Genomic DNA, 13,702 nt, shown 5'->3' on the forward strand with positions numbered 1-13,702 from the left:
TGTTCCGGCTCCTGTTATTCTACCAGGTGCCGGAACTCTGTACTGTCTCCTCTGAAAACATTAAAATCAACAGAATGGTTGATCCCGTTCACCTTCGCTTTATCGGAATGCTGCCAGAATACCCAGTTTGTGTTTTTTCCGGCGTTTAGTTCGTGTTTATAGTAATGGGCTATCCAAAGCTTATAAGTATCGAAGTGGCCTTGTAAATAATCCCTGTAGAAACTCAGTCCCGTATAAATAACAGGGCGCTTTTTAGTTTTCTTCTCAATGTGATCCAGGAACGCTTTCAGCTCCCGGCGCATCTTTTCCGGAGAATGCCCATCGAGCGTTTCTACGTCGGCAACCATTGGCATGTCGCCGTTTTCGAAAGACACTGTCTGAAGGAAAAATCGGGCTTGCTGTTTTCCGCTTGCACGCGGATGGAAATAATGATAGGCTCCGCAAACGATCCCCACCTTCGCCGCCTCGCGCCAGTTGCGCTGGAAATAAGGATCAACAAGCGTTAATCCCTCAGTCGCTTTTATGAAGGAGAAGTGGATCTTCACTCCGTCGTCTTCCATCGCACGTACTTTTTGCCAGTCAATCTTTCCCTGCGCATAAGACACGTCAATTCCATGAATGCTGTATCGGGTGGGGATCCTGATGTCAAAGCTGGTATAGGTACGGTAGTGAGGATCTTCCCCGATGTCGCGTACCCACCTCCATGCTGATGTCAGGGTTTTTAATACGTACCCGTAATACCATGGCGAGAGCAGGATCAGAATCACGATGAAGGCCGAGAGCTTAAACCTTAACGGCCATTTATTATCGCCCTTTTTCTTCCGTGTTGTTCTTTTTACGCTTTTTCTCTGACTGGGTTTTCTCGGGGTTTGCATGTACGCCGCGAAGGTACTTAATTTTTAGATTCATTATTCAGGTAGCCTGAGCAGGTTAAACGAAACACCGTTCTTTGAAAACCAGCGGAAGTTTTATAATATTGGCTGGCTTGTCTGGCAATCAGATAGTGTGATGATAAAGTAAATAACCCGTTATATGAAAAGATTTGGTTTTATTCTGCTCGTTTTATTCTGGATTCAGGGGTCGGCCCAAACCGATACATATGAACTGAAGGAGAATGTTCATTATTATCCTGATTCCGACAATAAGAAAGACTCTTATATAAACGAGCGCTGTTTGCTTGATGTTTATTATCCAAAGAATAAAAAGGGGTTTGCTACGATCGTATGGTTTCATGGAGGCGGCATTACGGGGGGAAATAAATCGATCCCTGAAGCACTGAAAAATAAAGGGTACGCGGTTATTGCCGTAGGGTACCGGCTTTCTCCAAAGGTTTCTGCTCCGGCTTATATCCGGGATGCGGCTGCGGCGGTGGCGTGGGGCTTTAAGCATATTAGTGAATTTGGCGGCAACGCCGACCGGATTTTTCTTTCGGGGCATTCAGCCGGTGGCTATCTGACGATGATGATCACGCTTGATAAGGAATACCTACAGGTATACGGGATCGATGCAAACAGGATAGCCGGCCTGATACCGTTCAGCGGCCAGGCTATTACGCATTTTACCGTCCGTAATGAACAGGGTATAAAGGAAACACAGCCGACAATCGATCAATATGCTCCATTATATCATGTAAGGGCTGACGCACCGCCAATGCTCCTGATAACAGGTGACCGGGAAATGGAGCTTCTGGGACGGTATGAGGAAAACGCTTATCTGTGCAGGATGATGAAGCTGGCGGGACATAAACAAACGAAGTTGTATGAACTGGACGGGTTTGACCATGGAGGGATGGCGGAACCAGCGTTTCCGCTGCTTTTGAAAGAAGTGGCAGCGATATTGAAAAGTGGTGGCAAATGATCTTCTGACACTATTTTCATGTTTTTTTGTTCTGAAGTTTATATCTGAATCCGGAGGGGTATGTTACTTTTGCACCTGGTTTTCGGGTATAACAGAGAATGGGGAAAGAATCGGAGTATTCGCTTAGAAGAACGAGAGTTGAGATCGCAGGTTTTGTATTTCTTACTTTTTTAGGATATTTAATTATTGGCTTATCACTGGCAGTTCTGCCGGTTTTTATTCATCAGACATTAGGGTATAATACGATTGTTGCTGGTGGGGTTATCAGTCTCCAGTATGTTATGACATTCCTGGTAAGGGGATATTCCGGGAGTATTGTAGACAGAAAGGGGCCTAAACCAGCCGTGTTGCAGGGGATGGGAACATTTGCATTAAGCGGCCTGCTGCTCGCCCTGGCAAGCATGTTTACCGGGAATGGCTTTATTTGCCTGGTTTTGATTGCTATTACCCGGCTGGTGACGGGCTTCGCAGAGGGAATGATTGGAGCAAGTCCTGTTAACTGGGCGATGCTTAAGGTAGGAGAAAAGCATACCGCTACAGCCATCTCATTTAACGGCATTGCCAGCTACGGAGCACTTGCCATAGGAGCCCCTTTGGGTGTGGTCCTCCAAAAGTGGATAGGGCTTTCCGGACTGGGGGGGCTGATTGTCCTGATCAGTGCAGTTGGCTTTGTCATTTCCATGCGAAAAACTGCTATTAAAGGTGACCGGAAATCGCAGAGGCATTCTTTCCTGAAAGTATTGCAAAAAGTATCGCCTTACGGTATTTGCCTTGCGCTTGGCGGAATTGGATTTGGAACAATTTCGACTTTCATCACACTGTACTTTGAGTATCTCCACTGGGAAAATGGGGCACTTTCCCTGACAGTTTTCGGCGTTGTATTTATTCTTTGCCGCGTGTTCTTTAGCGGGATGATCGATAAATATGGAGGATTATGGGTAAGCACTATAAGCCTTGCATTCGAAGCTGCCGGACTATTGATCCTTTGGCTTGCGAAAGATCCGGTGTGGGCAATGGCCGGTGCCGGCGTTACCGGACTGGGATTTTCCCTGGTGTTCCCTGCATTGGGTGTGGAAGCCGTAAAATTGGCATCTCCTTCTAACAAGGGATCTGCTCTGGCCGGATATGCTTTATTCATTGATGTTTCCCTTGGGGTTACAGGCCCGCTGATTGGTGCTGTAGCTTCGCAGTTCGGAATGCTCAATATTTTCCTTTTCAGTATGTTGCTGGTGTTCTCGGGGCTTATTATTTGTTATAGCATTCAAATGCGCACGAGAGTACCGGAAGCTGCGTAGAACTGTATCCTGATATCTTATTTCTTTGCTTTCTTTATTTCCTGTTGTTGTTTGATCCTGAATTGCACAATCCTTTTTATAAGATCCAGGGGCATAGGCTGATCAAGGGGAAACTGAACGGATCCTTTTCCGGTCTTAAAAACCGAAAGTTCTTCTGCAAAAGTTTCAGTTCCCGCAGGAGTGGGGTAGAAGCCTATGTGATTTTTAAAAGCAGCAAAATGCACGAGGTTGCCGTTCTGGATAAATGTGGGAATCGCATATTTGATTGCTTCACTAGCTTCAGGGGCAGCATCCCTAATGGTCTGACGTACTTCCTGAAGAACTTTTTGAATATCTTCGGGGAAACTGCTGATATATCCGTCGATAGTTTCTGGTTTATCTGTGTTCATGGCGTTGATTGCTGTCAGGTAAAGGTAGCTTAACAATTCCTGATAAGAAGGGGCAATAGCGACATTTTTGCGGGTAATAAGCGGTAATTTATCTAAGTTTGAGCTGTGGCCAGGCTATCCTCAATTTAGCTCACTCAGATATTAGATTATGAGCACTGTTTTTAAAGAAATAACTAAAGACGACTTCACGGTAATTAAGGAGATCTACGATCATTATATTCTTCATTCGACTGCTACATTTCACACAGAGGAGGTGTCGCTGGAAGAACTTAAAGAGATCATCCCTCTTGGTCATGCTAAATATAAATCCTTCCTGATATACGACAGGGACTCTGTTTGCGGCTATTGCTATATGGCTCCTTATAAAAAAAGGCAGGCATACGACAGAAGTGCAGAAGTGACACTCTATCTAAGGCCGGGTTGTACAGGCCGTGGAATTGGCAGAAAGGCCATGGAGAAAATGGAGGAAGTGGCTTCTGCAAATGAAATAAAAGTGCTGCTTGGTATCATTACAGGGGAAAATACCGATAGCATCCGTCTTTTCGAACGGAACGGATACGAGAAGTGTGCTCACTTTAAGGGAGTGGGAGAGAAGTTCAACCGGGTGCTGGATGTTGTTGCTTATCAGAAGATGTTGTAAAAGTTTTTCAGGCAGTCATGATTAACCTGATCAAGCTCCACGCGAAAAACTTAATATTGGTAGAATTACAGGCTTTAACAGCTGGATTTTTTATGAAGACACAGAAAGAAAAGATGTTTGACGGGGAACCGTACGACGCGCACAGCGACGAAATGATCGCTATCAGGACAAAAGTTAAGCGAATACTTCACAGGTTAAATGTAACGGAGTACTATACAGAGAATTTTAAAGCGGTACTGAACGAGCTGTGCCCCAATTCTGCAAAGAACATTCACTTTGAGCCGCCATTCTATTGTGATTACGGTGACCATATTTATGCTGGAGAAAAGGTCTTCATAAATTTCGGAGGGGTGATCCTCGACGGCGCGAAAGTGACTATAGGCGCTCACACCATGCTGGCGCCGGGCGTCCATATTTATACCGCCCGTCATCCGCTTGATGCCGATGAGCGGGATACCTGGGAAGATTGCAGGCCCGTAACCATCGGGGAACGTTGCTGGATTGGCGGGCATGTGACTATCTGCCCCGGTGTTACTATTGGCGATCGCTGTGTAATTGGTGCGGGTTCGGTTGTGGTGAAAGATATTCCGGCTGATTCTCTTGCCGTGGGTAACCCTGCGAGAGTTATCAGAAAGCTGAACGGAACGGAAGATCCGAAGGATCTTGCTTGTTAGATCATCGCTTCCCGGCAAAATCTAAGCTACACGGAGGATATATAATCATCAGTCGGTTTAAAGTTAGTGTACCGGTAGTGGTATTTAGACTTAAATACTGATAATATCCTGGCGTATCGCGTCAGGATATTATCTTCTTCATCCAGCTCTCTGATCTATCTCTTAGAAGCTTACGTGGACTCCCAATGAATAATAATCTACCAGCCTTCCTTCTAATCTATTATTCATGTCAAAACGTGAATACAGGATGTAATCTTTAGCAATCATTTATTCGCGGATCCGTTGCAATGTTGACTTTCTGTATGTTCGCCGTGCAGAGAGATGGAAGGCCATTGGATAAAGAGTTAATTGAGAGGAAATAATGAGATTTTGAGACGATTTGACGAGTGGTTTAGGTTTTTATTTTCTTTCTTTAGGGAGAAAATGTAAACCTCTGCAAGACAGCGATCATTATTTTATGCTGATATTTTATTATCCGGACTAATCAACGATCTTTTTGATCTAACCGAAATGAACATCGCAGGTTGAGGTAAGGGCATGTTTTTACGTGAAATATAATCTTATTGTGCTTGAATAAACCAATTATGAGACCCCTGATTAGTAAGCTTGCATTAATTTCTTTATGCTTGTTTTGTGACCGCGTAGCTTTGGCTGCTTTAGTAAAAAGTGGTGCTTTCTGCTGCGGGAAGTATTACAATAACCATAATGAATGCCGCATCTATAAAGACTCCTCCCTTTTTCTTCCTGTTTCCACGTTAAAAGCAGGAACCGCTGTCCTGACCGGCCATATTAAAGGCTATAGACCTGAAATGCGGAGTAAGGCCCAGGTGCTTGTCAGCGATCCGGTAACTAATGACCAGAAACAAATTCCATTCGATATTGATAGCCTTGGCGAATTCAGGATAAATGTACCAATGATTTGTGACGCACAGGTTACGCTGGCAGATCTTCCCCGTAAGAATAAAATAGTTATATTATTATCTCCGGGAAACGAAACATCTGTCTATTTAAACCAGTATCATAAAAGAGATTATAGATAAAGAGTTTTGAAACCATACGATCATGATAATAAATAAACGATGAAGAGATACAAAATTCTCCATGGCTTTCTGCTTGCATGTTTCTTGTTGTTATTTTTCGGCGGTAACAGCCAAACTATATTGAATACCCCTAAACAGGTAATTATAAGCGGAAAAGTTATTCATTATAATCCGGATCTTCCTTTGAAGATTTATGTTAACAGATTAGGGTTTAGCAGTTCAGAAATTACAGCCAAGACGGACAGCGCCGGGAACTTCTATGTGACTTTTGAAAGTTATATTCCAACAGATGCCTGGATAACGTATAAAAGCAACTTTTTGGTACTGGTTTATCCGGGGGATAGCCTGCACGTGGAATTCGACGGACGTTCAGACCAAAGACAGGAGATCTTGTCTGCGGTCAGGTATGGCGGAAATCATGCTGAGACTAATCGTTGTGCTTCTGCATTTCAAATGATGTGTTATTCAGACCTGGTTTATACGGATTACAGAAGGAAAAAACAGGCTATAAAGGAATACGAGCCTGACAGGTACTCTCTGTATCTGGATACTCTTAAATCACATTTTGATAGTTTATATAACGCTTTTACAGTCCGCTATCATCCTGACGAAAGGAGTAGGAAATGGGCACAACTATTTATCGGGCAAGAATATTATGACAACCTGGCTTTTTATCCAATGGATCACCGGGAGGCTAATAATATGGCTTTGTCAAACAGCTGGGATGTGCCGAAAGGTTTCTTTCAACGACTTGCAAACCGGTTGCCTATTGATACGGGTATGCTGGTCAGCGGATACAGCCTGGTGCGTTTTGCTGACCGGTTCAAAAAATATCTTGCGGACCAGATGAAAGACAACCTTCCTGAAAACTCGGCGGTGGCAGCGGGGATCTGGTTTTTGCCAGTTGAAATTGGTGATTCGGTTATTCTTCATAGCACTATTAAGTGCGTTTCTGATACCCTGTTACGGCAAATCATGCTGACAAGTTATTTCTCAGCGCAGTTGGAAAAGCAGCAGATTGCGGGATATCAGAAATTCGGAAGAATTATAAACGATTTTATTAAGTTGCCTTTCCTCAAAGAACCACTAAGAGAGTTATACCTTCAGACAAAGGCGAGGATTGAACATCCAGAAGTGTATACAGAAGCCGTATTGAAAGAAGCCGGTAGCTCATCAGTAGCGCAACTCCTGGACAGTATTTTCCATAACAATAAAAATAAAATCATATACATTGATGTTTGGGCAACCTGGTGTGGCCCCTGTCTGGCTGAGTTTCCTAACTCAAAATTGGTGGAACAGCAGATGAAAGGACGTGAGGTTGCTTTTGTTTATTTGTGTACAGCTTCGGAAAAGGATCAGTGGAAGGCTATCCTGGATAAATACCAGCTTGGCGGGCAGCATTACTTTCTTTTACCTCGCCAAAGTACGGAGCTAACCCGGACTTTTGAGATAAAAGGAATTCCCTTTTACATCTTAATTGATAAAAAAGGCATCATCAGGGAAAAGGGAAACCAGCTGAGGCCACTGGATGCCAGGGATAAAGTATTAGAGTTATTGTGATATTTGTGCTGGGTTTAATCAGTATGGATTTGGTTATGCAATTCTGAAGACGGATGCGATAAGTATCATAAAAGCAAATCATCGTTAAAGACCCGGCCCCTGTTTCGATAAATCCTGATACCGGTGAGAACAAAAAAGGCCGGTTTCCCGGCCCGTGAACATATGTATTTTAAATCCTATTGATAGGAAGTAGAGTAGGAGGAGGAGATATTCGTGATTTTCCAGCCTTTGCTTGTATTTGAAAGAGTAACGAAGTTGACTTTTGTGAAGCTTTCATATTTCAGGTTGACCTTCACGATGGACTGAACCGGGTTGGACTCAATGATTGAGTAATCGGTATCACAGTTCTGGATGATGTTTTCGTGGTTCTTGAGCTCGGCTAACAGCTCTGTTTTGTTATAGTTCAAAATGACATCTCCACGTGATATCGTATACTTTAAGTCCTGATCGAACAAAGCAGACAAGTCTTTTACTTTGCCATTTTTCATAGCATCCACATAGGTAACGACAGTGGCTTCCATTTTAGATTTAGCGTTTTTGTTGTTTTCATCAGCGAATGCACTTACTGAGAAGATGATCAGAAGGACGGCAGTGAGGGCTTTTAGAGTTTTCATGATTGTAATAATTTTGTGTATGAGTTTGTTGATTTGTTGCGTTTGTTTTTGTTGAATCAAATGTAGTGTGGAGCTGGTACCCGGGCAATGCTAATTAGGTGACCGGCAGAAAGTTTTCGGTGAACGGCGGATATAAGCCGGTGAGAATATTTCGTTATTTTCCATTTTCATTTATTGTGTTTGCCTCTATAGATGCCAATCAGATACCATTTGGGTATTTTCCTTATAATCAATTGTTTGACATATGTCTGTGCGGCAAAAATGTTCGCTTATGAATGTGTATTGTCCGCTTTCGTACGGGAGGTGGCTATGTTGTGTTCTACTGCTACAGGTCACGGATATAAATAACCTGGATCATTTTTAGAATGCTGCCGGCTGATATTTTTGACGGAAAATAGAACCACATTTTTTATGGAACCAGTAAGAAGAATTTATTTCCCTCCTGTAAACCTAGTTGGACCGGGAGCGATACAGGAAGCAGGTGCAGAAGTTGAAAAGCTAAATCTTAAGAAACTTCTGGTCGTAACGGACAAAGTGTTGCGGTCGGTAGGTGTTGTAGCCAAGGTTACTGATGTTCTGGATAAAGCCTCGATAGATTATGTAATTTTCGATGATGTAAAACCTAATCCAACGACGAAGAACGTTTATGACGGTCTTGAGCTTTTTAAAGCTGAAGGATGCGACGGCTTGCTCTCTATCGGCGGCGGTTCACCTCAGGATGCTGCAAAAGCAATAGGTATCCTCTTTACAAATGGCGGCGAAATGCCTCAGTACGAAGGTGTTTGTAAGTCGAAGAATAAGTCGGTGCCGATTGTTGCGGTAAATACCACTGCCGGGACAGCTTCAGAAGTGACGATCAATTATGTGATTACCGATGAGGTTCGCAAAATTAAAATGGTGATCGTAGATCCTAACTCGCTGGCTTCGGTTGCGATAAACGACCCCGAACTCATGCTCAATAAACCGGCAGGGCTCACTGCGGCTACCGGAATGGATGCCTTGACACACGCGATTGAGGCTTATATTACGAAAGGTGCTTTTCGCCTTTCAGACACGCTGGCTCTTGAAGCAATCCGCCTGATAGGAGAAAGCCTTGAAGATGCGGTAAAAGATGGAAAGAACCTGGAAGCACGCTCGAAAATGGCCTGGGCTTCTTATATCGCCGGCCTGTCATTCTCTAACTGCGGACTGGGTATTGTGCATTCAATGGCACACCAGCTGGGTTCTGAATATGATCTCCCTCATGGTGTTGCAAATGCGTTATTGCTGCCTTATGTTGAAGAGTTCAACTCTGAAGTGTGCGCTGAAAAATTTAAGGATATTGCAGCAGCTTTGGGGGTTGATGTTGAAGATCTTTCTGTTGAAGAAGCTCGTCAGGCTGCTATTAAAGCCTTGAAGGATATGGCGGTTAAATTGAACATTCCAAAATTGAATGAGACTGCCTTCAATCCGGCAGACCTGGACAAGCTGGCTGCCCAGGCAATGGCGGATGCCTGCACCGGAGGAAATCCAAGAGAGGTGACTGCTGAAGATATTAAAGCGATCTTCATGAAAGCATACCAGGGTTAAGATATACCTTACACAGAACAAGGGGCCGGTTTTATCCGGCCCTTTGTGTTTTAATCTTATCGTGTCAGCAATTCCAGCTTTTGTGCGATTGCCTCTAAGATCCCGGGTTTTATCTTGTGTGAGGTCTCTGTATGCTCCGGGGAGATTAGTGCCCTGTAAGTGCGTTCCTCGTCAGGTTCGAACAGAACCGGGATATCTTCCACGATGACTTCAATTTTGTGGGTATAGCCGGTAATTCTTAATCTTGCTTCAAATTCAAGCTGTTTATCCTGATAAGCAATTTCAATCATAAAGGAATCTTCCATCGTACAAATTTGATTATAATTTGCAGACAAAAGTACCATTTGTGCTATTCGGTTCGTAAACTTCTTACGGGCTTAGTCATAGCCGCCCTGATTGCCTGAAAACTAACGGTACCAAGAGCAATGAGTATTGTCAGCATACTGGCCAGAACAAATGTCCACCATTCGATCTCAATCCTGTAATCGTAGTTCTTCAGCCAGAGGTTCATGGCATACCAGGCAACCGGAGATGCGATGAGAAAAGAAAGGACCACCAACTTCAAAAAATCGATTGAAAGAAGCGAGGTGATACTGTAGATACTTGCCCCGAGAACTTTCCGGATCCCTATTTCTTTTGTACGGTTTTCGGCCATGTATGCGGCAAGGCCAAACAGTCCCAGGCATGATATGAAAATGGTAAGTCCGGCGAAGAGGCTTGCCAGAGTTCCCGTACGTTGCTCCTCTTTGAATTTTTCGGCATAGGAGTCGTCGGTGAAGGTATACTGAAACGGATATTCAGGATTATATTTTTTAAAGATCTCTCCGGCTATACGCAGGCTTTCTTCTGTAGTTTTTGCAGGGTTGAGTTTATAGTGCATAACGTTAAACCATGACTTCGGGCCCAGGACAAAGAGAGGATTCACTTTAGCATAGGGAGATTCGAAAATGAAATCCTTTATGACACCAATGATATGCCAGGTGCCGCCGTCCCCCTTTATTATCTGTCCAACAGGGTTCTTTATGCGCATTAGTTTTAAAGCAGTTTCATTTATCAGCATCGCATTGGAGTCGGTTGCATATTTATAGATGTCTATATCTCTGCCTTCAATAAGCTTAACGCCCATTGTCCGGGTAAAATCCGCATCTGCCGACATCCTTATAAAGTCTATTTTCTTATCCTGTTCAGTGCAGTCCTGCCATTCATAACCCCAGCCGTCACTGTATCGCTGTGTGATGGGACTCATGTTCTTGCTGACCGAAACAGCGGCTCCTGAACTGAGCAGTTCATTTCTGATCAGAAGATAGTTCTTCTCCGTTTCGCCCTGGAGATAGCTGTACACCAGCTGGTCCCGGGAGTACCCGGAATCGCGGGAAAGGGCAAAATTGATCTGGTGTTTTACGATGATGGTGCATATAATCAGTATAACAGCAAATGTAAATTGCAGTACAACCAATACCTTCCTGGGATTAATTGCTGCCTGAACTTTTTTGAATGTGCCTTTTAGTACCTTAACCGGCTTGAAAGAGGAAAGGAAAAATGCAGGATAGCTTCCGGCGAGTATGCCCGTAAATAATATGAACAGGATAAACACAAGCCAGAAGCCGGGGCTGGAGAAATCGAGAGAAAGCTCGATCCCTACCAGTTGATTGTAACCTTTTAGACTAACCAGGACTAAAATCAGGGCTACAATACCGGCAATAAAAGATAGCAGGATACTTTCACTGATAAACTGAATAATCAAATGAATGCGGGGGGCTCCGACCACTTTTCGTATCCCTACTTCCCGCGCTCTTTTCTCACTTCTGGCTGTGCTAAGGTTCATAAAATTAATGCACGCAATAAGCAGGATAAAGCCTGCAACAATTGTAAACAGCCTGACCATCTCGATCCGTCCGGAAGTGTAATAGCCATTTACAGGCTTGGAATAAAGCCATGAATCACCCAGGTTTTGGGTGAAGACTTCTGTTGTAGAAGTTTCGCCTGCTTTGGAGCTGTGATTTATTGTAATGTTTTTTATTTTTTTGTCAAATCCCTGCTGATTCACACCCTGTTTCAGGAGGATGAATGTTCTGATGGAGTTATTGCCCCAGAACTGGTCGTCCCATCCGAGCTTCTTCATATATAACCAGGGCAGGAGATATTCTCCTCTGAAAATTGTATTATTGGGGAAATCTTTCAGTATTCCGCTTACCACCATATAGTGGGCACTGTCTATCTTCACTGTTTTGCCTATAGGGTCTTCATCTCCAAATAGTTTTCCGGCGAACTTCTCGGTTAAGACAATTTTGTTCGTGGAACTGAGCGCATCGCTGATGTTCCCTTTGATGAGCGGGAAGCTGAACATCTTGAAAAAACCGGGATCTGTGAAAAGTCCTTCTGCCTGCATTTTCTTCTCGCCGAGAGTGAAAAAGAAATTGCAGTTATTGGTGCGTGCAAACTCCTCTACCTCCGGGTAGTCCTGTTTTAAAGTAGGACCCATGATTTTCGGGGTGCTTGACCAGGCCCACATATTTCCGCTGAAATGATCCCTGTTATTCATTACGAAGATCCTGTCCGTTTTTTCGTGAAAACGATCGTGACTTACCTGATTGTAGATCCAGAGAAAAATAAGGATCGCACTGGCCATTCCAATAGCGAGACCTAGAATATTAATGAATGAAAACGATTTGTTTTTTAGGAGGTTGCGCCAGGCAGCTTTTAAGTAATTTCTGATCATGAGCTTTACGAAAAAATCTTAATTAGATTTACAGAATGTGTGCCGGCGGTGTAAGTGTTTGTTTATCAGTTTTTTGGTTTTTGGGATGTGGTCTATAGTGTCCGGTTCCGGACGCTACAGCCGTTCTTTTCCGAACAGCAGGGTTGTGAATTGAAAGTCATTTCTCCGGGAGATGCTGGTGCCTGAATGTCATTTGATTTACCTTCGTATAAAGTGAGACCGGCGTACAACATCAATCCTGCCGGAAGAATAATGACACGAAAAACACTATCTGATATTACTATCTCGGTTCTTGATCTGGCCGCTATCAGCGAGGGCCAGACGGCTGCGGATTCCTTTCGTAACAGCCTTGACCTGGCTTTACTGGCCGAAAAATTAGGATACGAACGTTACTGGTTTGCCGAACATCATAATATGATCAATGTGGCTAGCTCAGCTACAGCCGTGCTGATTGGATATATAGCCGGGAACACAAATACTATAAGGGTCGGGTCAGGGGGAATAATGCTTCCTAACCATGCGCCATTGATCGTCGCCGAGCAATTTGGTACACTTGAATCGCTGTATCCGGGAAGGATAGACCTTGGGCTCGGAAGAGCGCCGGGAACTGATCAGGCTACCGCACTCGCGATCAGGGGAGAGAACTTCCATTCACATCATCATTTTCCGGCTGACGTGGAAAAGCTTCAGCAATTTTTTTCATCGGATAACAGCGATGCCAAAGTCAGAGCTAATCCGGGAGAGGGCCTTAACATACCTATATGGATCCTTGGATCGAGCACAGACAGTGCTTACCTTGCGGCATCAAAAGGTTTACCGTATGCTTTTGCCAGCCATTTCGCCCCTGCACAGTTTCTGACAGCTATTGATTTGTACAGGAAGAACTTCCGTCCATCTGAAAACCTGAAGGAGCCTTATGTGCTGGCTTGTGTAAATGCCATTGTTGCAGATACGGATGAAGAAGCAGAATACCTTTCGACATCATTACTGCAATTTATTGCCGGAGTGGTGTCGGGGAGGAGAAGTCTGCTTCAGCCGCCGGTAACGAATATGGATGAGGTTTGGAGTGTATATGAGGAACAGGCTGTAAAACAAATGCTCGGATATGCCTTTATTGGCGGTCCTTCGAAGCTGAAGACAGAATTACAGGATTTTGTGATGAAAACCGGGGTTGATGAGATTATGATGGCATCGCATATATTTGATCATCAGGCAAAACTACACTCATTTAAGCTGTTTTCCGAAGTTTTTAAGCAGGGTTAAAGCTAATAAAGCTTTTTTGCCGGGGCACAGCAAGCAGTCTGGTATAAACTGCTTTTGCCCTGGTACTTGTATTATCCGGATA

Annotated in this window: 13 protein-coding genes; 8 read left to right on the forward strand and 5 right to left on the reverse strand. The window is 43.9% G+C overall.

The window, feature by feature from the left end; all coding sequences use genetic code 11:
- Positions 1–14: 14 nt before the first annotated feature.
- Positions 15–875, reverse strand: a complete 861-nt coding sequence (locus tag DDR33_RS21895) for a glycoside hydrolase family 25 protein (RefSeq protein ID WP_109417943.1) — start codon at positions 873–875, stop codon at positions 15–17.
- A 157-nt stretch (positions 876–1,032) separates the two neighbouring features.
- On the opposite strand from DDR33_RS21895, the gene DDR33_RS21900 reads away from it, so the two are divergent.
- Both DDR33_RS21900 and DDR33_RS21905 read left to right on the forward strand, forming a co-directional pair.
- Positions 1,033–1,857, forward strand: a complete 825-nt coding sequence (locus DDR33_RS21900) for an alpha/beta hydrolase (RefSeq protein WP_109417944.1) — start codon at positions 1,033–1,035, stop codon at positions 1,855–1,857.
- 98 nt (positions 1,858–1,955) lie between these two features.
- Positions 1,956–3,152 (forward strand): MFS transporter, encoded by a 1,197-nt coding sequence (locus tag DDR33_RS21905; RefSeq protein WP_109417945.1) that lies wholly within the window; start codon positions 1,956–1,958, stop codon positions 3,150–3,152.
- Positions 3,153–3,169: 17 nt separating this feature from the next.
- Here the strand turns inward: DDR33_RS21905 and DDR33_RS21910 are convergent, their stop codons facing one another.
- On the reverse strand, positions 3,170–3,541 hold the full coding sequence (locus DDR33_RS21910) for an iron chaperone (RefSeq protein ID WP_109417946.1): 372 nt from the start codon (positions 3,539–3,541) through the stop codon (positions 3,170–3,172).
- Positions 3,542–3,689: 148 nt separating this feature from the next.
- Here DDR33_RS21910 and DDR33_RS21915 point away from each other — a divergent pair, with 148 nt between their 5' ends.
- From DDR33_RS21915 to DDR33_RS21930, 4 genes are all read left to right on the forward strand, one after another.
- Positions 3,690–4,181 (forward strand): GNAT family N-acetyltransferase, encoded by a 492-nt coding sequence (locus tag DDR33_RS21915; protein WP_109417947.1) that lies wholly within the window; start codon positions 3,690–3,692, stop codon positions 4,179–4,181.
- 92 nt (positions 4,182–4,273) lie between these two features.
- Positions 4,274–4,855: a sugar O-acetyltransferase gene (locus DDR33_RS21920; RefSeq protein WP_109417988.1), complete on the forward strand. Its 582-nt coding sequence runs from the start codon at positions 4,274–4,276 to the stop codon at positions 4,853–4,855.
- Positions 4,856–5,439: 584 nt separating this feature from the next.
- Complete coding sequence (locus DDR33_RS21925) at positions 5,440–5,895, forward strand: hypothetical protein (protein ID WP_146198830.1); 456 nt, start codon at positions 5,440–5,442, stop codon at positions 5,893–5,895.
- 39 nt (positions 5,896–5,934) lie between these two features.
- Positions 5,935–7,455 carry a TlpA family protein disulfide reductase gene (locus DDR33_RS21930; RefSeq protein WP_109417949.1) on the forward strand — a complete coding sequence of 507 codons (1,521 nt, stop codon included), beginning with the start codon at positions 5,935–5,937 and terminating at the stop codon, positions 7,453–7,455.
- 176 nt (positions 7,456–7,631) lie between these two features.
- Here DDR33_RS21930 and DDR33_RS21935 read toward each other — a convergent pair whose 3' ends face one another.
- Positions 7,632–8,069: a nuclear transport factor 2 family protein gene (locus DDR33_RS21935; RefSeq protein ID WP_109417950.1), complete on the reverse strand. Its 438-nt coding sequence runs from the start codon at positions 8,067–8,069 to the stop codon at positions 7,632–7,634.
- Between the two features lie 411 nt (positions 8,070–8,480).
- Between DDR33_RS21935 and DDR33_RS21940 the strand changes: the two genes are divergently transcribed.
- Positions 8,481–9,638: an iron-containing alcohol dehydrogenase gene (locus tag DDR33_RS21940; protein ID WP_109417951.1), complete on the forward strand. Its 1,158-nt coding sequence runs from the start codon at positions 8,481–8,483 to the stop codon at positions 9,636–9,638.
- A gap of 56 nt (positions 9,639–9,694) precedes the next feature.
- Here DDR33_RS21940 and DDR33_RS21945 read toward each other — a convergent pair whose 3' ends face one another.
- Both DDR33_RS21945 and DDR33_RS21950 read right to left on the reverse strand, forming a co-directional pair.
- The gene (locus DDR33_RS21945) at positions 9,695–9,943 is read right to left on the reverse strand and encodes a hypothetical protein (protein WP_109417952.1); all 249 of its coding nucleotides are present in this window, start codon (positions 9,941–9,943) and stop codon (positions 9,695–9,697) included.
- Positions 9,944–9,987: 44 nt separating this feature from the next.
- Complete coding sequence (locus DDR33_RS21950) at positions 9,988–12,357, reverse strand: ABC transporter permease (RefSeq protein WP_109417953.1); 2,370 nt, start codon at positions 12,355–12,357, stop codon at positions 9,988–9,990.
- 186 nt (positions 12,358–12,543) lie between these two features.
- Here DDR33_RS21950 and DDR33_RS21955 point away from each other — a divergent pair, with 186 nt between their 5' ends.
- Positions 12,544–13,620, forward strand: a complete 1,077-nt coding sequence (locus DDR33_RS21955; protein WP_317047467.1) for an LLM class flavin-dependent oxidoreductase — start codon at positions 12,544–12,546, stop codon at positions 13,618–13,620.
- Positions 13,621–13,702: the final 82 nt, after the last annotated feature.

Source organism: Pararcticibacter amylolyticus, assembly GCF_003130405.1.
GTDB lineage: Bacteria > Bacteroidota > Bacteroidia > Sphingobacteriales > Sphingobacteriaceae > Arcticibacter > Arcticibacter amylolyticus.